Below are 18,893 nucleotides of genomic sequence, written 5' to 3' on the forward strand. Positions count from 1 at the left end.
TACCAAGGGTTAGTCACGCACCCAGCCCTTACGGATGGGCAGGGCGAAGCAGGTGCGATAGCACGCTTGCAAACCGTTATACAGAGGGGCGCCAAATCGTTGCCAGATCATCTGTGCACTCAGGCAGCCGATCAGGCCTGCCAGCAATCCGCCCAGCATATCCAGCGGCCAGTGTACGCCGAGGTAAACCCGCGACCAGGCAATTGCGACAGCGATGACCATCAACAGTGCGCCAGACCAGAGGCGATGCCAGAACAAAAACGCCAGCGCAAAGGTAAAAATGACCGTACCGTGATCGCTTGGGAAAGAGTCATCTGGCGCATGGTGCAGGAAGTTGTAACCAATATGATTAACGAACGGACGATCGTGCGGGAAAAGATGGCCCATCAGCCACGAAATGGTTAAACCGACGATCAGCGCGATCGCCATTTTTATAACCAACTGACGCTGAATGATAACACGGCTACGCGGGCCCCAAAGCCAGAGTACAACGGCTAATATCGGTACGATATTGATCAGATCTTTGGCGATAAAAATGGCAAGCGAGATCGCCCACTGCGCAGAGTCTGGCGTGGCGTTGATCAGGTAAAAAAGCGAGTTATTCAGATTTTCCAGCATAACATCCAGACTCAGTACAGTGTTTAAAAAAAGGGCGAGCAATGCGCCTCATATCCGTATCAGACAGATCATAAAATCGCGGCCACCTGAGAAAAAGTGGTTTTGTCTTATTTATCTGTTAAATGAAGAGTTTTAATACAGCTATTGAGATTTAATCACCATGATAACGACTTCAACTTAAATTAACCTTAACGCGGGAGGATATTGTGAAAACGAGTGTAAAAATGTGCGCATTTTGCTTTCAATTCACATAATTCACTATCACCAGTTCGACGCATTTATTACACTTTGCGCGTTTTTTCATTTGTTAAGAGACTGCATGCAGAACCGTTTATCTTCAGGCGCCCGTTTGGGGCGTCAGGCATTACTTTTCCCTCTCTGTCTGGTGCTTTACGAATTCTCTACTTATATCGGTAACGATATGATCCAGCCCGGAATGTTGGCAGTAGTGGAGCAATATCAGGCTGGATTAGATTGGGTTCCAACTTCCATGACTGCTTATCTGGCTGGTGGCATGTTTTTGCAATGGCTGCTTGGGCCGCTGTCGGATCGCATAGGCCGTCGCCCGGTGATGTTAACCGGTGTTGTCTGGTTCATTATTACCTGCCTGGCGACGCTGTTTGCGCAGAATATTGAGCAATTTACCTTCCTGCGTTTTTTGCAAGGGATCAGCCTGTGCTTTATTGGCGCGGTGGGCTATGCCGCAATTCAGGAATCCTTTGAAGAGGCGGTCTGTATTAAAATTACCGCACTCATGGCGAATGTGGCGCTGATTGCACCTTTGTTGGGGCCGTTAGTCGGAGCCGCCTGGGTGCATGTTCTTCCGTGGGAAGGGATGTTTGTTCTGTTTGCGGCACTGGCGGCCATCGCCTTTTTTGGCTTACAGCGCGCGATGCCTGAAACGGCAACCCGACTGGGTGAAAAGCTATCCATTAAAGAGCTTGGCAAAGATTACAAACTGGTGCTTAAAAACGTGCGTTTTGTCGCCGGAGCACTGGCGCTGGGCTTTGTCAGCCTGCCGTTACTGGCCTGGATTGCGCAGTCCCCGATTATCATTATTAGTGGTGAACATCTCAGCAGCTATGAATATGGTCTGTTACAGGTGCCAATTTTTGGTGCGCTGATTGCCGGGAATCTGGTGCTGGCTCGTCTGACTTCGCGGCGCACAGTGCGATCGCTGATTATTCTGGGCGGTTGGCCAGTTGCTGTGGGGTTGATTATCGCTGCGGCAGCCACGGTGGTTTCTTCCCATGCTTATCTGTGGATGACGGCAGGTTTGAGTATTTATGCTTTTGGTATAGGTGTGGCGAATGCAGGTCTGGTGCGCCTGACACTGTTTGCCAGCGAAATGAGCAAAGGGACTGTTTCAGCCGCAATGGGCATGCTACAGATGCTGATTTTTACCGTCGGTATTGAGTTGAGCAAACATGCGTATCTGATCGGTGGAAACGGCTTATTTAGCCTGTTTAATCTGGCAAGCGGTATAATTTGGCTGGTCCTGATGTTTATCTTCCTGAAGGATAAACGGGTCGGAGATTCCCGGGAAGGATAGGATTTCAATGCCTGATAGTTGTTCGCTATCAGGCATTCAAAGCGTTAGTGATGGTCGTCGATTTGATGTTCGATAATCATCCCTTCGCCAACGCTGGCAACATGACGTGCATAAGGATGCGCACGATAAACGGGGGCAGGTGCGGGGGCCGGTGCAACATAGACCGTTTGCGGTGCGGTCGTGACGCTTACCGCCTGTGGAACACTCACGGAAGAAGGGACCACCACCACTTTATACCCGTCTGGCACATCAACGGTTACGCTCTGCGCCATTGTCGTTCCCGCAACCCCCAGCAACAATGCTGCCATCAGTACACTTTTCTTCATCATCAGTTCACCTGAAATGTTCACTGGAGGTAATTATCCAGCGGGTTAATTTGATGCGGATTATGAAGAGATCATCCCAACGTTTTGTTGCCGTCCGTGCTAAGAGATTATTGTGTAAACGGCGCTTCGTTTTTGAGCACACGATCGATAATATCCAGCACGCCTTCTTCGTTATTTGAACCCGCGCGATATTTTGCCGCCGCGACCACCGTGTCTTTGGCGTTTGCCATCGCAAAACTAAAGCCCGCCTGGCGCAGCATCTCAATATCATTTCCACCATCGCCAAATACCACGACTTCATCGTCGGTAATATTCCAGCGTTTTTGTAGCAGACGCAGACCGTTTGCCTTATGCACTCCTGGAATAATTAAATCAATGCTGCCGTAGCCCGTATGAACCGGAACCATAATATCGCCAATTGCGTTATGGAGGTCCGCCTGAACCTGGGGGATACGATCGTCTGAGATATTCAACCCGAATTTGAAGAATACGTCGTTGATGTTGTCAAAGTTATCTACAAATTCAAGACGATGATAGTACATAGCCGCGACCGATTTTAGTTCATCACTGTATTGCTTCAGTGTGTAGGCGCTGCTTTTCCCGCAGGCAATAATGTCGATGTCCGTTCGCGTCAACAAATGTTCCACGACGACATCAAAATCATCCTTTGCCAGCTCACCGTTAAATACATCTTCCTCTTCGCTGACCACCCAGCCGCCGTTTTCCGCCACAAATGAGATTTCGTGAGCCAGTTCGGGGAAAAAGGAGATTAACTGGTAATACTGGTTACCGCTGGCGACAACAAAGCGGATCCCTTGTTTTTTCATCTGATGATACTGCGCCATGAACCGCTCACGGTTGTAGGTCTTTTGGTCACTTAAAAAAGTACCGTCCATATCTACCGCAATTAACTTGATACCCATTAGCCGTTCTCCATCGCAGTTTGAGTTTTTGAATCTGGTTTGGCGACAGCTTTCGCCACAATAGCCGCTACCAGCACCAGTGCCAGCACGACTAACATTGCGCTGCGTAATCCGTAGTGTTCACCCAGATAGCCCAACAGCGGCGGTCCAACCAGGAAGGCCAGGTAGCCGGTAGTCGCAACCACGCTCACGCGGGTTGGGGCATCGGGACCGGTATCACTGGCCGCCGAAATAGTCAGTGGGAAGCCAAGCGATGCGCCAAGTCCCCACAGGATGACGGAAACGCCCGCTAACCACGAGCTATCAACAAAAATAATCAGGCTAATCCCAAGCGCCCCCATTAGCGCGCTGGCACGCACGACAGCGACGCGGCTGTAACGGTCGATAAACCAGCCGCCAGTGAACCGTCCGACGGTCATTCCCAGCGTAAAACCGGCATAAATCAATGAACCGGATGTCGGGCTAAAGCCATGTCCGTCCACCATCAATAGCGGAAGCCAGTCGTTGGCGGAACCCTCGGCAAAAGCCATTGCCAGAACCACTACGCCGATGAGCAACAACTGGATATCACGGTAAAAAGGTAGCCCCTTTTCGCTCGAATGAGATCCGTCGGTGGCATTTTTGCCCGTGCCGTCAGGAATGGCTTTTATGGCGATGAATATTGGGGTAATCGTGACTACCGCCGCCAGCAGAATATGTACAGTCGCCGGTATGCTAAGGGCGGTAAGAATCATCCCGACGCCGGCACCGGCAAGAGTTCCCAGACTGTAAAAGCCATGCATCATCGGCAGAACGGTTTTGTTCATTTCGCGCTCAACTGCCGCGCCTTCAACGTTAATGGCAACTTCTGCGGCACCAAAGCTGGCACCAAATACGACCAAACCAAATGCAAAAAACCATGGTGAGTGCAACCATAGCGCCAGGCTGAGGACCATCATTCCTGTGACTGCGCAAGACATGGTGGTGCGAATCACCTTTCGTGTGCCAAATCGTTTCACCAGCCAGGCCGAACATAGAATGCCACTCATCGAACCAATAGAGAGTCCAAACAATACTGCGCCCATTTCCGCAGTGGAAATGGAGAGGATATCTCTGATGGCTGGGGTACGCGTTGCCCAGGAAGCCATTAATAATCCTGGTAAAAAGAAGAATGTGAATAGCGCCCAGGTACGGCGTCTTAGGGCTTTGCGTGATGAGATGCCTGTCATGAATTCGAGCCAAAGAGAAGAGGAAAGAAGACAACATTAGCAAGGTTGTGTACATTTGTACATAAATGTACTCAGAGGAAATACAGTGCGACGCGCGAACGATCCGCAACGGCGGGAAAAAATAGTTCAGGCTACTCTGGAAGCGATAATAACCCATGGTATTCATGCGGTTACACACCGCAAAATCGCAATAATTGCTCAGGTACCCTTGGGTTCTATGACTTATTACTTTTCGGGAATGGATGAGCTTTTAATGGCGGCATTTGGTCGTTTCACTGAAACCATGTCGCAGCAATATCAGGCATTCTTTGATGACGTTTCAAATGCGTCGCAGGCCTGTCATGCCATTACCAGTATGATCTACAGTTCACAGGTCACCACGCCGGACAATATGGAGCTAATGTACCAGCTTTATGCTTTTGCCAGCCGAAAACCAGCACTGAAAATGGTGATGCAAAACTGGATGCTACGCAGTCAGCAAACGTTAGAGCAGTGGTTCGATCCGGCCACGGCTCGGGCTCTGGATGCGTTTATTGAAGGGATGACTCTGCACTTTGTGACGGATAAAACGCCACTGCGTCGAGAAGATATTCTGGTTATGGTTGAACGTATTGCAGGGCTGCCGCAGGCGTGATTTTCTTAAAACGAACTGTCGAGGCGGGTAATCGCCTGACGTAAAAAGTCGATGACTCTCCGGGTTTCTGTTGTCAGTGGTTGATTCGCATTTGTCACGGTCCCGACATCCATATACGTAATAAAATCATCAATCGTTCTGCGCATGACGCGTAATCCGTCCAGCGACCAGGGGCGATATACCAGATCTGACAAAATAGTTATTCCTCTGCCTTTGGCGACCAGGCTGCGTATCGCCTCAAAAGAATTACTGCGAAAACAGATGTCAGGCGCGTAGCCACGCTGTTGCCAGTAGTCTGTGATGACGTCGGGATACTTGTCGGTTTCCAGCAGTAAAAACGGTAGCTTCACGACATCTTTCAGACGGATTGCTGGCTGGCTTTGCAACGGGTGCCCGATTGAGCTCCACAGGCGTCGTTGTGAGCGAATGAAGGTTTCGATTTTCAGGTCAGCGTCGTGGCTGATATTCGAAGTCAGTAGCAGGCAAAAATCAACGTTCTTTTGTCGCAGCGCCTGAACTAACTCTGGCGCTGTATCTTCATGAAAAATGATCTCCAGCAGCGGAAAACGGCGTTCAATGTCATCAAGTATATCCGGGATAAGATAGGCGGAGAGCGTTTCGGCAACCCCAATACGCACCGTACCGCAGAGGAGATCACTCCTGTCATGCAGGGCGTCAACGGCGGCCCGGCTACTGTTGATGATGTTACAGGCATGAGCCAGAAAGCGCTCACCCTCAGCGGTTAGCTTCACACCTTTGGGATATCGTACAAATAATTGTGCGTCTAATGCTTCTTCCAGGTTCCGCATGGCGATGGTCATCGATGACTGAGAGATATGACAACGTGCTGCTGCTTTGGAAATTTGTAATGTTTCGGCAAGCGCGATGTAAAACTCAAGTTGCCTTAGCGTGAATTTCATAGTTTTAATCTATGCACATGGATGAAAACGTTATATTAGCATTCATTCGGACACCGCCGTAGCCTTGTTGTTATACCGTGAATGTAACAAAAAGGCTTATTTATGCCCTATATTTTACTCAGTCTGGCAGCCTGTTTTTGGGGCGGGAATTATGTAATCGGCCACATACTGGTCGCTGACGTTAATCCTGTTGTTTTATCTGCGGTGCGCTGGATAGCTACCGCACTATTATTGATGACGCTTTATTTTCGCCAGGTTACAGAGCAGTGGCCGGCGATGAAAAAAAACATGAGTACTATCGTTTTCCTCGCGTTATGTGGTCAGGTCCTTTTTCCGTTGACCTTGTACATCGGCCTACAATATACGACATCTCTGAATGCGGCGATTTATATGTCGACCACACCAGCAATAGTCCTGCTAATCAATAAACTCTTTTTCAAGGAGAGGATCTCTTTGCGTAATATTGCTGGTGTGATACTCAGTACTGTTGGCGTTATCTGGCTAATATTGCAGGGTAATCTGATGCATCCGGAGGTGTTTAGTCATCTGAACCAGGGCGATATATGGACTATGGGCTCAGCGCTTAGTTGGGCTGTCTACTGTGCTTTTCTGCGAATTAAACCTCGTGAGGTTAAGGGAAATGCATTCGTCGCTGTGAGTGCACTGATAGGCGCAATTGTTCTTCTTCCGGTGCTAGCTATAGAACTGATGCGTGATGGTGTTCCGGACTGGAGTGGTTATGTGAATTCTGCAGTTATTTCCGGGGTCATGTACCTTATTATTTTTCCGTCCTGGCTGTCGTATTTACTCTGGAACAAAGGCATTAGCGCCATCGGGGCCACGCGTGGAGAAATATACTCACACCTGATCCCTTTGAGTGGAGGATTATTTAGCGTGGTATTTTTGCATGTGACGCTACATTCGTATCATCTGGTCAGTGCGCTGGTTATCGTCTTCGGTATTGCGCTCTGTTCACGCCCGGCAGTGCACAGGATAACGGAGCAACATACGGTGTGAGGGGGAAGAGCTACATTAGCTGACGGTGGCGCCACTTGTTACATTCACCACCGTAGCAGTCATTGCACTGGCATGATCTGATGCCAGAAATGTTATAACTTCGGCGATTTGTAACAGAGTGGGCAGGCGCTTGAGCATAGTGCTTTGTGCGGCGCCACCCAGCCATTGTTCCACGGTTAACCCCATTGACTGAGCTTTTGTGGTGAATATTTCCTCTGTGTAAGAGCCGGCCTGTACCGCATCCACAATTGCATGCGATCGCACGCCGAGGACTCGAATATTCTGTGGGCCGAGTTCACTGGCGAGCGCTTTAATAAAGGCTTCGGTTCCCGCGCAGCCAACGATGTGGCCCAGATGTCCTGGCATTGCCATCGGTGCCGCAGGAGCTACGATGGTGATAATACTGCCTGCACGTTCACCGCCCATATACGGAGTGACGGCCTTTGATATATTGAATTGTGCGGAGAGAAAAGGGGTGATGCCACTCATAAACTCAGCCAGAGATAACGCTTCTATTCTTTTGCCCTGTTCGTGCATAAAGCCAGTTGCGTTTACCACCACGTCAATACCACCGGCTTGCTGAGCCAGTTGCGCAATATGTTGAGTTGTGGACTGTTCGTCAAGTACATCGACGATGAAGATTTCAGCCGTGCCACCGGCCATGCGGATGCTGTCGGCAGCGCAGTCTAGCTTTCCCTTGCTACGTGCACCAAGGAACACATTCGCCCCTTCACGCGCCATAGTGCGTGCAACCGTACTACCGATCGCGCCACTTCCGCCGAAGATCACTACGTTTTTGCCTGAAAGCAACATTATGAATCTCCATCACCAGAAAGCATCAATCAAAAGTATGTGCCATAAACGGCATGCTGCAAATTGCGCGGATTATGGGGGGAATGTGGTATTTGAGGGGCGGGAGCTGAATTTCAGACAACAAAAAACCCATCAACCTTGAACCAAAACGGCGGGGTTGATGGGCTCCACAAATTGGGGACATCAAAGAAAAGCAGTGGCAATAGTTATGACTGACACCTTGAAGAAAAGTTCTGCTTACCTGCAAAAAATTTTCACTTAAGGATAATTATCAGTCTTAACCGAGGCCTGGCCAGACAATGACAATAAGTGTCCCTGCCAGCGTCAGCAGGACGTTAGCAATTGCATAAGTGCCCGCATAACCTAAGGCCGGAATGTTACTGCGCGCCGTGTCGCTGATGATTTCCATTGCCGGAGCACAGGTACGCGCTCCCATCATGGCCCCAAACAACAGGGCGCGGTTCATACGCAATACGTAAGCACCAAACAAGAAGCAGATAACCACCGGAACCAGACTGACAATCAAACCGGCAATCAGCATTTGACCACCCACGGCACCGAGGCCGTTGCCAATACCGCTGCCAGCGCTTAAACCGACGCCTGCCATAAATACCATCAGGCCAAACTCTTTCACCATATTCAGCGCACCCTGCGGAATATAGCCAAACGTAGGATGGTTGGCGCGCAAGAAGCCAAGCATGATCCCGGCGAACAGTAATCCGGCTGCATTCCCAATGCCGAAGCTGAAATTACTGAACTGGAAGGTGATCATCCCGATCATCAGACCGATGATAAAGAAGGCGCAGAAGGCAAGGAGATCGGTCACCTGACTATGGATTGAAATAAAGCCGATACGATCAGCAATGGTTTTGACACGACGGGCATCACCACTGACCTGCAACACGTCGCCTTTATTGAGTACAACGTTGTCATCGATTGGCATCTCAATTTGGCTGCGGATCACGCGGTTAAGGAAGCAGCCGTGATCGGTTAGTTTCAACTGCGCCAGACGACGACCGACGGCATTGTGGTTTTTGACAACAATCTCTTCGGTGACGATACGCATATCGAGCAGATCGCGATCGAACACCTCTTTGCCATTACGAAAACTTGGGTCGAGACGGGCATGCGCATCCGGGTAACCCACCAGGGCAATCTCATCACCCATTTGTAGCACTGCGTCACCATCAGGATTCGCCAAAATGCCGTTGCGACGGATGCGTTCAATATAACAACCAGTCTGGCGATAGATGCCCAGCTCACGGAGATTTTTACCGTCAGCCCATGCGACCAGTTCCGGACCGACACGATAGGCCCGAATCACGGGCAGATACACCTTACGGTTAGCGTCAGTGTCCAGACCCCGTTCACGTGCGATTTGTTGTGCGCTGGTTTGCAGATCCTGATGTTGCAGTTTCGGCAGGTAGCGTGCGCCGACGATCAGGCTGACCAGTCCAATAAGATAGGTGAGGGCGTAACCCAGACTCAGATTATCAAGGGCACTTGACAGCTGCGTACCTGCCATTCCTGAATGCCGCAATGTGTCGCCTGCGCCTACCAGCACAGGTGTGGAGGTCATTGAGCCAGCTAGCATACCGGCTGTCAGGCCGATGTCCCAGCCAAATAGCCGACCCAGCCCCAGGGCGATCAGCATTGCACTACCGACCATTACCAGAGCAAGCATTAGGTAATTTTTACCATCGCGAAAAAAAATGGAAAAAAAGTTGGGACCCGCTTCCACTCCGACACAAAAAATAAACAGCATAAAGCCGAGATTTAATGCATCAGTGTTAATACTAAAGTGCTGCTGCCCTAATAATAGGGAGACTACCAAAACGCCAATGGAATTACCGAGTTGGACTGAGCCCAGACGTAATTTACCCAGACACAGGCCCAGCGCCAGGACCACAAATAATAACAGGATGTAATTCCCATTTAACAAATCTGCGACGTTTATATTCACGGAGGCTAACTTCTTGTTTACTAGTAAGCTATTGAAAGAAATGGCAATTTACGCTAATGTTTTTGCCAGAAATTAAGGGGCGACAGCTTCGTATACAGCCCCAAATAAAAGCAGCATAACAATATATGTGGCTAGTTTAATCTCATTACGTATCAACGGCTATAAGAATCGTGTGGGTGTGTTTTTGGCATGGAATGCCGAGTAACTTTATCTGACTGGACGCCTTTGGGCGAAAAGAGTGTTCGATAGAGAAAAAGTCAGGAGGAACGGTTGAAACATAAGCAAGGTTGGGCGGGTGCGATCTGCTGCTTTGTGCTTTTTATTGTGGTGTGTCTTTCATTAACGCTAAACGTGAAAGGGGCATTTAAAGCGGCTGGACATCCTGAAGTCGGGTTGTTGTTTTTTATATTGCCAGGTGCAGCGGCAAGCTTTTTCTCCCACCGTCGGGAGGTGCTCAGACCTCTTCTTGGTGCAATGTTGGCGGCACCATGTTGCCTGTTGCTGATGCGGTTCGTCTTTATGCCCACGCGTTCGCTGTGGCAAGAACTGGCATGGCTGTTTAGTGCGGTGTTTTGGTGCGCGCTTGGCGCATTGTGTTTTTTATTTATCAGTAGCTTATTTAACCAACATCAACGACGTAAAAAAAACTAACGACGCCCTCCAGCGGAGGGCGTTGAAACACTAATCAGGCGAACAGGTTCGCATTTTCTTTTGCCCACGCTTCAAAATCCGTGCAGCCGCCGATGTGTTTTTGATCGACAAAAATCTGCGGTACGGTTTCAACAGGCTTACCTACCGTTTTTTCCAGATCCGCTTTGGTAATACCTTCAGCGTGGATATCAATGTAGCGGTAGTTAAAATCGTCATGCTCATTGCTCAATTTTTCTGCTAATTCTTTTGCGCGCACGCAATACGGGCACCCTGGGCGACCAAAAATAACAGCAAACATCTCTTTCTCCTCGAACTTATCAGGCCGGATGGCGAATTACCGTTATGATGCCGCGATTTACGATAGATGGAAAGCAGGTTGAGCCTGTTGCTTTGATATCCTTAGTCTATACCCTTTGTCTTTCAGGCTACATTTTGTGGTCTGCATCCGTTCACACCTGCCATAGAGTTATCTATGCTGCTGGAGATCACGGGCTTGCCGCTTCAGTACAACCCGAAATTCATAGTGTATACACTAAGCACCACTTCACCGGGAGGCCACTTATGCGCACAATTGGTGTGTTACCCAGGAGCGTATTGATTCTGGAAATGATTGGTATGGTATTGTTAGCGCTGGCGTTGCTGTCGCTTAACGATTACCTCACCTTACCCGCGCCGTTTAACAGCTCAGTAGCCTGCGTTGTGATGATCTTTTTGGGTGTATTGCTGATGCTTCCTGCGGCGGTGGTGTTGATGTGGCGCATTGCACGACTGCTTGCGCCGCAGTTGATGTCGCGTTCATCCGACGCGACTTCCCATTCAGTCAGAGATAAAAGAGATGACTCCAACCATTGATTTAATTCGCGGTCACCGCTCCATTCGCCATTTCACTGACGAGTCGATTTCGGATGCACAACGAGATGCGATTATTGCTGCTGCCCAGGGAACTTCAAGTTCCAGCTTTTTACAATGCAGTACAATAATTCGGATTACCGATAAAACTCTGCGCGAATCGCTGGTTACCTTGTCTGGAGGGCAAAAACATGTCGCCCAGGCTGCTGAGTTCTGGGTGTTTTGCGCTGATTTCAATCGTCATTTACAGATCTGCCCGGATGCTCAGTTAGGGCTGGCGGAACAACTGCTGCTGGGCGTGGTTGATACGGCTATGATGGCGCAAAATGCGCTAACGGCCGCGGAATCGTTGGGACTCGGAGGCGTCTATATTGGTGGCCTGCGCAATAATATTGAGGCAGTCTCCGAGCTCCTGAAACTCCCGCAGCACGTCTTACCGTTGTTTGGTCTTTGTCTCGGCTGGCCTGCCGATAACCCGGACATCAAACCGCGATTGCCTGCTGCAATCGTCGTGCATGAAAATCAGTACCAACCGCTCGATAAGGACATTCTGGCGCAATATGATGAACAGCTCGCGCAGTACTATCTGACCCGTGGCAGTAACACGCGTCGCGATACCTGGAGCGATCACATCCGCCGTACCATCATTAAAGAAAGTCGCCCCTTTATCCTGGAATATTTGCATAAACAAGGTTGGGCGACGCGCTAAAGATTCTAACCCGGTGTATGATACGTCAGCTTTTACCAGGTCTTTCAGAGAGGTGCAGGGTGAAAATTGCCATTTTGTCCCGGGACGGAACGCTCTATTCGTGTAAACGCCTGCGTGAAGCGGCGATGCATCGCGGCCACCTGGTAGAAATTATCGATCCCCTTTCTTGCTATATGAACATTAGCCCGGCGGCTTCTTCTATTCATTATAAGGGCCGCCAGCTACCCCATTTTGACGCAGTCATCCCAAGGATTGGCTCGGCCATTACTTTTTATGGAACTGCTGCGTTACGTCAGTTTGAGATACTGGGCAGCTATCCGCTGAATGAATCGGTAGCAATTACCCGTGCGCGCGATAAGCTGCGTTCGTTACAACTGCTGGCGCGCCAGGGGATAGATCTCCCCATCACCGGGATTGCACACTCGCCGGATGATACCAGCGACATGATTGATATGGTCGGTGGGGCACCGTTGGTGGTGAAGTTGGTCGAAGGCACACAGGGCATCGGTGTAGTGCTGGCCGAAACGCGTCAGGCTGCAGAGAGCGTTGTGGATGCGTTTCGTGGGTTGAATGCCCATATACTGGTTCAGGAATACATTAAAGAAGCGAAAGGCCGCGATATCCGCTGTTTCGTTGTAGGTGACGAGGTTGTGGCCGCCATTGAGCGTCGGGCGAAAGATGGTGATTTTCGTTCTAATCTCCATCGTGGCGGAGTTGCCAGTATTGCAAATATCACGTCTCGCGAAAGGGAGATCGCCATCAAAGCCGCTCAGACAATGGGGCTGGATGTGGCGGGGGTTGATATTCTGCGCGCAGATCGCGGGCCACTGGTCATGGAAGTCAACGCTTCTCCTGGATTGGAAGGCGTGGAGAAAACTACAGGGATAGATATTGCTGCGCGGATGATCCAGTGGATCGAACGTCACGCAACACCTGAATTCTGTCTTAAAATCGGCGGTTAAGCGCAATATCGATTGCGATCGTGGTATGACACGGTCTTTTTGCGTAAGCTGTGCCGGTAATTTTTTCATCGTAAGAGGTCGCACATTATTATGACATCACTGGTCGTTCCCACTCTGGATACGTTGCGTCAATGGCTCGACGACCTGGGCATGAGTTTTTTTGAATGCGATACCTGTCAGGCGCTGCATTTACCACACATGCAGAACTTCGACGGCATCTTTGATGCGAAAATTGATTTGGTAGATAACGTCATTCTGTTCTCTGCAATGGCGGAGGTCAGACCTTCTGCACTGCTGCCGCTTGCGGCCGATCTGTCTGCTATTAATGCCAGTTCGCTGACGGTGAAAGCGTTTTTAGATATGCAGGATGATAATCTGCCAAAGCTGGTGGTTTGCCAGTCTTTATCCGTTATGCCTGGCGTGACTTTCGAGCAGTTTGAATGTTTTGTTCGTCAGAGTGAAGAGCAGATATCGATGGTGATCCTTGAGGCCGGGGCACACCAGCTGTTGTTTAACGCCGAAGAAGATGCGCAAAATAGCAGCACCGAAAACCATTTCCTCCATTAATTCTTTCTTAGCAGTGACACATTTAACGCAGCCGCTGCCATAGCGGTTGCGTATTGCATTTTTTTATTCTGCATTTAACCTTTTATTAAAGAATTATTCACTTCAATTCTTTGCCTTCCGCTTTATGTCATAGACAAAACCTGCATAAAAAATTGATAAAAGACGTTTTTTAATCTGAGCTATATCCTTGAATCCTGGCTAAAGTTATTCTTGCGAGGCTCTTAAACGTCATCCTTCATCTGCCCCTGTGAGCTGACTTATAGCCACTATGCATAGTGAATGATTTCGCGTTGATCAGCGAGCCATAGCGGCATGGGGAGAAGCCCTTCTTCTCATCGGTGCCCAATGAAAAAATATGCACATTTCTTGCATATCGTGGAGTGTGACTTTTTTGTTCGTTTGTTAACGAACTTTCAGAAGGAAAGAGATTATGACCGCCTTAAATAAAAAATGGTTATCAGGCCTGGTTGCGGGTGCTCTGATGGCTATCTCTGCCGGCACGCTCGCTGCTGAACAAAAAACACTGCATATTTATAACTGGTCTGATTATATCGCTCCGGATACGGTGGCGAATTTTGAAAAAGAGACCGGGATTAAAGTGGTTTATGACGTATTCGACTCCAACGAGGTGCTGGAAGGTAAGCTGATGGCTGGCAGCACCGGTTTTGATCTGGTGGTACCTTCAGCCAGCTTTCTTGAGCGTCAACTCACTGCGGGCGTATTTCAGCCGCTGGATAAAAGTAAACTTCCTGGCTGGAAGAACCTCGATCCCGAACTGCTGAAACTGGTAGCGAAACACGATCCTGACAATAAGTTTGCCATGCCGTATATGTGGGCAACCACCGGTATTGGTTACAACGTGGATAAAGTTAAAGCGGTTCTGGGGGCTGATGCGCCGGTTAATAGTTGGGATCTGATCCTTAAACCGGAAAATCTTGAAAAACTCAAAAGCTGCGGTGTTTCTTTCCTGGATGCGCCCGAAGAAGTATTTGCCACTGTGCTGAATTATTTGGGGAAAGATCCAAACAGTACCAAAGCAGATGATTACACCGGGCCGGCGACGGACCTGCTGTTGAAGCTGCGTCCGAACATTCGCTACTTCCACTCTTCTCAATACATTAACGATCTGGCTAACGGCGATACCTGCGTAGCAATCGGCTGGGCAGGGGATGTATGGCAGGCCGCTAACCGTGCTAAGGAAGCGAAAAATGGTGTCAATATTTCCTTCTCAATTCCAAAAGAAGGGGCGATGGCGTTCTTCGACGTTTTTGCGATGCCTGCGGATGCTAAAAACAAAGATGAAGCATATCAGTTCCTCAACTACCTGCTGCGTCCGGATGTGATTGCCCATATTTCCGATCACGTGTTCTACGCGAATGCTAACAAAGAAGCGACGGCGTTGGTCAGCCCTGAGGTTCGGGACAATCCGGGTATCTATCCACCTGCGGATGTAAGAGCCAAGATGTTCACGCTGAAAGTGCAGGATCCGAAGATCGATCGTGTACGTACCCGTGCCTGGACGAAGGTGAAAAGCGGGAAATAACCCGATGTTTGGGACATGACCCGGCGGTATTTGTGCCCGCCGGGGCTGCATTGATACCCGAACACGTATAACCCGGCAATACGCACCATTGTGGTGCGTTATTTGCACCGTTTTTTTGTTTTATGCCGGAGAGCACTTGAGTGAATGATGCAACCTCCCGCCCACAGGCGAAGACCCGTAAAGCGCTGACCCCGCTCCTTGAAATTCGTAACCTGACCAAGTCATTTGATGGCCAGCACGCCGTCGATGATGTCAGCCTCACAATCTATAAAGGTGAAATATTTGCCCTGCTTGGCGCATCCGGCTGCGGCAAATCGACTCTGCTACGCATGCTGGCGGGGTTTGAACTGCCGACTACCGGGCAAATTATGCTGGATGGTGTTGATTTAGCGCATGTCCCGCCTTATCTGCGCCCGATAAATATGATGTTTCAGTCCTACGCGCTGTTTCCGCACATGACGGTGGAGCAGAACATTGCCTTTGGCCTTAAGCAGGACAAGTTGCCGAAAGCTGAAATTACCAGTCGCGTGAACGAGATGTTAGGCCTGGTGCATATGCAGGAATTTGCCAAACGCAAACCGCACCAGCTTTCCGGCGGTCAGCGTCAGCGTGTGGCGCTGGCGCGAAGCCTGGCAAAACGTCCGAAGCTGTTGCTGCTGGATGAGCCGATGGGGGCTCTGGATAAGAAACTACGTGACCGTATGCAACTGGAAGTGGTTGATATCCTCGAGCGTGTAGGGGTTACCTGCGTGATGGTGACACACGATCAGGAAGAAGCCATGACGATGGCGGGTCGCATTGCGATTATGAATCGTGGCAAGTTTGTGCAAATCGGCGAGCCTGAAGAAATATATGAGCATCCGACCACGCGTTACAGCGCGGAATTTATCGGCTCAGTAAACGTTTTTGAAGGTCTACTGAAAGATCGTCAGGAAGATGGTCTGGTTATTGACTCCCCTGGGTTGGTTCATCCGCTGAAAGTGGATGCCGATGTTTCCATTGTTGATAACGTGCCAGTGTATGTTGCGCTGCGCCCGGAAAAAATCATGCTCTGTGAAGCCCCTCCGGCTGATGGCTATAACTTTGCGGTGGGCGAAGTCGTACACATTGCCTATCTCGGTGATTTGTCTGTATACCACGTACGTTTAAAAAGCGGCCAGATGTTGAGCGCCCAGTTACAAAACGAACATCGCTATCGCAAGGGGCTACCGACCTGGGGCGATGAAGTACGTTTGTGTTGGGATGCGGACAGCTGTGTGGTGTTGACGGTTTAAGGAGTGAAGATGAGTACACTTGAACCTCCGGCTCGTGTGGACAAAGCGGGCCGTTTCACGCTGTTTATGTCGCGGATGCAGATGAAGCACGGGCGCAAGCTGGTGATTGCGCTGCCGTATGTTTGGCTGGTGCTCCTGTTTTTGTTGCCGTTTTTGATTGTTTTTAAGATCAGCCTGTCAGAGATGGCGCGGGCTATTCCCCCGTATACTGACCTTGTAGGCTGGGCTGATGACCAATTATCCATTACGCTCAATCTGGGCAACTTCCTGCAGCTAACGGATGATCCGCTCTATTTTGATGCTTATCTGCAGTCTTTGCAGGTGGCGGGGATTTCGACGATCTGTTGCCTGTTGCTGGGCTATCCATTGGCATGGGCCGTGGCGCACAGTAAACCGTCAACGCGTAATATTTTGCTATTGCTGGTGATCCTGCCGTCCTGGACCTCTTTTTTGATTCGCGTGTATGCCTGGATGGGGATCCTGAAAAATAACGGGGTATTGAACAATTTCCTGATGTGGCTCGGCGTTATCGATCAGCCACTGACGATCCTGCATACCAATCTGGCAGTTTATATTGGGATTGTTTATGCCTATTTGCCATTTATGGTGCTGCCAATATACACCGCATTAACGCGTATTGATTATTCGCTGGTGGAAGCTGCGCTGGATTTGGGAGCCAGACCGTTGAAAACCTTCTTTAGCGTGATTGTGCCGTTGACCAAGGGAGGGATCATCGCCGGTTCAATGCTGGTGTTTATTCCGGCGGTGGGAGAGTTCGTGATCCCTGAGCTGCTTGGAGGCCCGGACAGCATTATGATTGGTCGCGTGTTGTGGCAGGAGTTTTTCAACAATCGTGACTGGCCGGTGGCATCCGCTGTCGCCATTATTATGCTGCTGTTACTGATTGTGCCGATCATGTGGTTCCATAAATATCAGCAAAAAAGCGTGGGGGAACACGGATGAATAACTTACCGGTCGTTCGCTCGCCGTGGCGTATTTTTATTCTGGTGTTGGGATTTACCTTCCTGTACGCACCGATGTTGATGTTGGTTATCTATTCGTTCAACAGCTCCAAACTGGTGACGGTCTGGGCTGGTTGGTCAACGCGCTGGTACGGCGAGCTTTTCCGCGATACTGCGATGATAAGTGCAGTTGGTATGAGCTTAACGATTGCAGCTTGTGCTGCGACGATGGCGGCGATCCTCGGTACTATTGCCGCTGTCGTGATGGTGCGTTTGGGTCGTTTCCGTGGATCTAATGGTTTTGCCTTTATGATTACCGCACCACTGGTTATGCCGGATGTCATTACCGGTTTATCGTTGTTGTTGTTGTTTGTGGCAATGGCACATGCGATTGGCTGGCCAGCGGATCGTGGCATGTTGACCATCTGGCTGGCGCACGTCACGTTCTGTACGGCGTATGTTGCGGTGGTTATCTCTTCGCGTTTGCGCGAACTGGATCACTCAATTGAAGAAGCGGCGATGGATCTTGGTGCGACGCCGGTGAAGGTCTTTTTTGTCATCACGTTGCCGATGATTATGCCAGCGGTAATTTCCGGTTGGTTGTTGGCCTTCACGCTGTCGTTGGATGATCTGGTGATCGCCAGTTTTGTGTCTGGTCCGGGAGCGACGACCCTGCCAATGCTGGTGTTCTCCAGCGTACGTATGGGGGTCAATCCGGAGATTAACGCGTTGGCTACACTCATCCTTGGTGTGGTAGGAATTATCGGATTTATCGCGTGGTATCTGATGGCGCGAACAGAAAAACAGCGGTTACGCGATATCCAGCGTGCAAGACGCAGCTGAAAAAACTAAAATCTGCCAACCTGTCTACACGGTGCAGCGTTTCCCGTTGCACCGTTTTCACGGAAGACGACGCGTTGGGATTTTTTAAGAAATCATCCACATCACATGCACGCCTGAACGTACCTGCTCTGGTGCAGGTGGCGGCGCTTGCTATTATCATGATCCGTTGCCTCGATCTGTTGATGATTTTTAATACGCTTGGCGTTCGTGGGACGAGCGAGTTTATTCATCGCAGCGTGCAGACCTGGGATTTGACTTTGGTATTTTTGAGCAGCCTGGTGCTGGTTTTTATTGAAATTTACTGTGCATTCTCCCTGGTGAAAGGACGTAACTGGGCACGCTGGCTCTATTTGCTTACCCAGGTGATTGCCTCAGGTTACCTGTGGGCGGCGTCACTCGGTTACGGGTATCCGGAACTGTTCAGTATCGCAGGGGAGTCTAAGCGCGAAATATTCCACACGCTGGTGATGCAAAAATTGCCGGATATGCTGGTGTTGCTGCTTCTCTTTGTTCCTGCGTCCAGTCGGCGGTTCTTCCGTTTGCAATAACGTGTATAATC

At 49.8% G+C, this 18,893-nt stretch carries 21 protein-coding genes; 13 read left to right on the top strand and 8 right to left on the bottom strand.

Annotation, left to right across the window (positions count from 1 at the left end; genetic code table 11):
- Positions 1-9: 9 nt before the first annotated feature.
- Positions 10-618: an undecaprenyl-diphosphate phosphatase gene (gene ybjG, locus OGX98_RS05405; RefSeq protein WP_200010699.1), complete on the bottom strand. Its 609-nt coding sequence runs from the start codon at positions 616-618 to the stop codon at positions 10-12.
- A 319-nt stretch (positions 619-937) separates the two neighbouring features.
- On the opposite strand from ybjG, the gene OGX98_RS05410 reads away from it, so the two are divergent.
- A complete protein-coding gene (locus OGX98_RS05410; RefSeq protein WP_048221778.1) occupies positions 938-2,170 on the top strand; it encodes an MFS transporter in 1,233 nt (410 codons plus the stop codon).
- A gap of 44 nt (positions 2,171-2,214) precedes the next feature.
- On the opposite strand, the gene OGX98_RS05415 is transcribed toward OGX98_RS05410, so the two are convergent.
- The 3 genes from OGX98_RS05415 to OGX98_RS05425 form a co-directional block, all read right to left on the bottom strand.
- A complete protein-coding gene (locus tag OGX98_RS05415; RefSeq protein ID WP_045449517.1) occupies positions 2,215-2,496 on the bottom strand; it encodes a hypothetical protein in 282 nt (93 codons plus the stop codon).
- Positions 2,497-2,603: 107 nt separating this feature from the next.
- Positions 2,604-3,419, bottom strand: a complete 816-nt coding sequence (locus tag OGX98_RS05420) for a Cof-type HAD-IIB family hydrolase (protein ID WP_045441222.1) — start codon at positions 3,417-3,419, stop codon at positions 2,604-2,606.
- Positions 3,419-4,627, bottom strand: coding sequence for an MFS transporter (locus OGX98_RS05425; RefSeq protein ID WP_286594938.1), 1,209 nt, complete (start codon positions 4,625-4,627; stop codon positions 3,419-3,421). The genes OGX98_RS05420 and OGX98_RS05425 overlap by 1 nt, the downstream gene beginning before the upstream one ends.
- A gap of 85 nt (positions 4,628-4,712) precedes the next feature.
- Between OGX98_RS05425 and OGX98_RS05430 the strand changes: the two genes are divergently transcribed.
- A complete protein-coding gene (locus OGX98_RS05430) occupies positions 4,713-5,261 on the top strand; it encodes a TetR/AcrR family transcriptional regulator (protein ID WP_045441224.1) in 549 nt (182 codons plus the stop codon).
- A 5-nt stretch (positions 5,262-5,266) separates the two neighbouring features.
- On the opposite strand, the gene OGX98_RS05435 is transcribed toward OGX98_RS05430, so the two are convergent.
- Positions 5,267-6,181 (bottom strand): LysR family transcriptional regulator, encoded by a 915-nt coding sequence (locus tag OGX98_RS05435; protein ID WP_045441225.1) that lies wholly within the window; start codon positions 6,179-6,181, stop codon positions 5,267-5,269.
- A gap of 102 nt (positions 6,182-6,283) precedes the next feature.
- On the opposite strand from OGX98_RS05435, the gene OGX98_RS05440 reads away from it, so the two are divergent.
- Positions 6,284-7,198, top strand: coding sequence for a DMT family transporter (locus OGX98_RS05440; RefSeq protein WP_048221776.1), 915 nt, complete (start codon positions 6,284-6,286; stop codon positions 7,196-7,198).
- 15 nt (positions 7,199-7,213) lie between these two features.
- Here the strand turns inward: OGX98_RS05440 and OGX98_RS05445 are convergent, their stop codons facing one another.
- Positions 7,214-8,011 carry an SDR family NAD(P)-dependent oxidoreductase gene (locus OGX98_RS05445; RefSeq protein ID WP_286594939.1) on the bottom strand — a complete coding sequence of 266 codons (798 nt, stop codon included), beginning with the start codon at positions 8,009-8,011 and terminating at the stop codon, positions 7,214-7,216.
- A gap of 277 nt (positions 8,012-8,288) precedes the next feature.
- Entirely contained in the window at positions 8,289-9,974 is a 1,686-nt protein-coding gene (locus OGX98_RS05450; protein WP_045441228.1) for an aspartate:alanine antiporter, read from the bottom strand.
- A 270-nt stretch (positions 9,975-10,244) separates the two neighbouring features.
- Between OGX98_RS05450 and OGX98_RS05455 the strand changes: the two genes are divergently transcribed.
- The gene (locus tag OGX98_RS05455) at positions 10,245-10,625 is read left to right on the top strand and encodes an inner membrane protein YbjM (RefSeq protein WP_045441229.1); all 381 of its coding nucleotides are present in this window, start codon (positions 10,245-10,247) and stop codon (positions 10,623-10,625) included.
- 34 nt (positions 10,626-10,659) lie between these two features.
- Here the strand turns inward: OGX98_RS05455 and OGX98_RS05460 are convergent, their stop codons facing one another.
- Positions 10,660-10,923, bottom strand: coding sequence for a GrxA family glutaredoxin (locus tag OGX98_RS05460; RefSeq protein ID WP_045441230.1), 264 nt, complete (start codon positions 10,921-10,923; stop codon positions 10,660-10,662).
- A 263-nt stretch (positions 10,924-11,186) separates the two neighbouring features.
- Between OGX98_RS05460 and OGX98_RS05465 the strand changes: the two genes are divergently transcribed.
- From OGX98_RS05465 to OGX98_RS05505, 9 genes are all read left to right on the top strand, one after another.
- The gene (locus tag OGX98_RS05465) at positions 11,187-11,477 is read left to right on the top strand and encodes a DUF1418 family protein (protein ID WP_045441231.1); all 291 of its coding nucleotides are present in this window, start codon (positions 11,187-11,189) and stop codon (positions 11,475-11,477) included.
- Positions 11,461-12,183, top strand: coding sequence for a nitroreductase NfsA (gene nfsA, locus OGX98_RS05470; protein ID WP_045441232.1), 723 nt, complete (start codon positions 11,461-11,463; stop codon positions 12,181-12,183). The genes OGX98_RS05465 and nfsA overlap by 17 nt, the downstream gene beginning before the upstream one ends.
- 59 nt (positions 12,184-12,242) lie before the next feature.
- Positions 12,243-13,145, top strand: a complete 903-nt coding sequence (rimK, locus tag OGX98_RS05475; RefSeq protein WP_045441233.1) for a 30S ribosomal protein S6--L-glutamate ligase — start codon at positions 12,243-12,245, stop codon at positions 13,143-13,145.
- A 90-nt stretch (positions 13,146-13,235) separates the two neighbouring features.
- The gene (locus OGX98_RS05480) at positions 13,236-13,712 is read left to right on the top strand and encodes a type III secretion system chaperone family protein (protein ID WP_045441234.1); all 477 of its coding nucleotides are present in this window, start codon (positions 13,236-13,238) and stop codon (positions 13,710-13,712) included.
- Positions 13,713-14,142: 430 nt separating this feature from the next.
- Positions 14,143-15,255, top strand: a complete 1,113-nt coding sequence (gene potF / locus OGX98_RS05485; protein ID WP_045441235.1) for a spermidine/putrescine ABC transporter substrate-binding protein PotF — start codon at positions 14,143-14,145, stop codon at positions 15,253-15,255.
- Positions 15,256-15,395: 140 nt separating this feature from the next.
- On the top strand, positions 15,396-16,529 hold the full coding sequence (potG, locus tag OGX98_RS05490) for a putrescine ABC transporter ATP-binding subunit PotG (protein WP_048221773.1): 1,134 nt from the start codon (positions 15,396-15,398) through the stop codon (positions 16,527-16,529).
- Between the two features lie 9 nt (positions 16,530-16,538).
- Positions 16,539-17,492: a putrescine ABC transporter permease PotH gene (potH, locus tag OGX98_RS05495; protein WP_045441237.1), complete on the top strand. Its 954-nt coding sequence runs from the start codon at positions 16,539-16,541 to the stop codon at positions 17,490-17,492.
- Entirely contained in the window at positions 17,489-18,334 is an 846-nt protein-coding gene (potI, locus tag OGX98_RS05500) for a putrescine ABC transporter permease PotI (protein ID WP_286594940.1), read from the top strand. The genes potH and potI overlap by 4 nt, the downstream gene beginning before the upstream one ends.
- 20 nt (positions 18,335-18,354) lie before the next feature.
- Positions 18,355-18,882 carry a YbjO family protein gene (locus OGX98_RS05505; protein ID WP_144243096.1) on the top strand — a complete coding sequence of 176 codons (528 nt, stop codon included), beginning with the start codon at positions 18,355-18,357 and terminating at the stop codon, positions 18,880-18,882.
- The last annotated feature ends 11 nt before the right edge of the window (positions 18,883-18,893 follow it).

The organism is Citrobacter sp. Cm046, from assembly GCF_030333065.1.
Taxonomy (GTDB): Bacteria; Pseudomonadota; Gammaproteobacteria; order Enterobacterales; family Enterobacteriaceae; genus Citrobacter; species Citrobacter murliniae.

What these genes read in the sequence shown, in the direction of transcription:
- ybjG (WP_200010699.1), bottom strand. Translation starts at nt 618, where the DNA reads ATGCTGGAAAATCTGAATAACTCGCTTTTTTACCTGATCAACGCCACG.
- OGX98_RS05410 (WP_048221778.1), top strand. Translation starts at nt 938, where the DNA reads ATGCAGAACCGTTTATCTTCAGGCGCCCGTTTGGGGCGTCAGGCATTA.
- OGX98_RS05415 (WP_045449517.1), bottom strand. Translation starts at nt 2,496, where the DNA reads ATGAAGAAAAGTGTACTGATGGCAGCATTGTTGCTGGGGGTTGCGGGA.
- OGX98_RS05420 (WP_045441222.1), bottom strand. Translation starts at nt 3,419, where the DNA reads ATGGGTATCAAGTTAATTGCGGTAGATATGGACGGTACTTTTTTAAGT.
- OGX98_RS05425 (WP_286594938.1), bottom strand. Translation starts at nt 4,627, where the DNA reads ATGACAGGCATCTCATCACGCAAAGCCCTAAGACGCCGTACCTGGGCG.
- OGX98_RS05435 (WP_045441225.1), bottom strand. Translation starts at nt 6,181, where the DNA reads ATGAAATTCACGCTAAGGCAACTTGAGTTTTACATCGCGCTTGCCGAA.
- OGX98_RS05440 (WP_048221776.1), top strand. Translation starts at nt 6,284, where the DNA reads ATGCCCTATATTTTACTCAGTCTGGCAGCCTGTTTTTGGGGCGGGAAT.
- OGX98_RS05445 (WP_286594939.1), bottom strand. Translation starts at nt 8,011, where the DNA reads ATGTTGCTTTCAGGCAAAAACGTAGTGATCTTCGGCGGAAGTGGCGCG.
- OGX98_RS05460 (WP_045441230.1), bottom strand. Translation starts at nt 10,923, where the DNA reads ATGTTTGCTGTTATTTTTGGTCGCCCAGGGTGCCCGTATTGCGTGCGC.
- OGX98_RS05465 (WP_045441231.1), top strand. Translation starts at nt 11,187, where the DNA reads ATGCGCACAATTGGTGTGTTACCCAGGAGCGTATTGATTCTGGAAATG.
- nfsA (WP_045441232.1), top strand. Translation starts at nt 11,461, where the DNA reads ATGACTCCAACCATTGATTTAATTCGCGGTCACCGCTCCATTCGCCAT.
- OGX98_RS05480 (WP_045441234.1), top strand. Translation starts at nt 13,236, where the DNA reads ATGACATCACTGGTCGTTCCCACTCTGGATACGTTGCGTCAATGGCTC.
- potF (WP_045441235.1), top strand. Translation starts at nt 14,143, where the DNA reads ATGACCGCCTTAAATAAAAAATGGTTATCAGGCCTGGTTGCGGGTGCT.
- potH (WP_045441237.1), top strand. Translation starts at nt 16,539, where the DNA reads ATGAGTACACTTGAACCTCCGGCTCGTGTGGACAAAGCGGGCCGTTTC.
- potI (WP_286594940.1), top strand. Translation starts at nt 17,489, where the DNA reads ATGAATAACTTACCGGTCGTTCGCTCGCCGTGGCGTATTTTTATTCTG.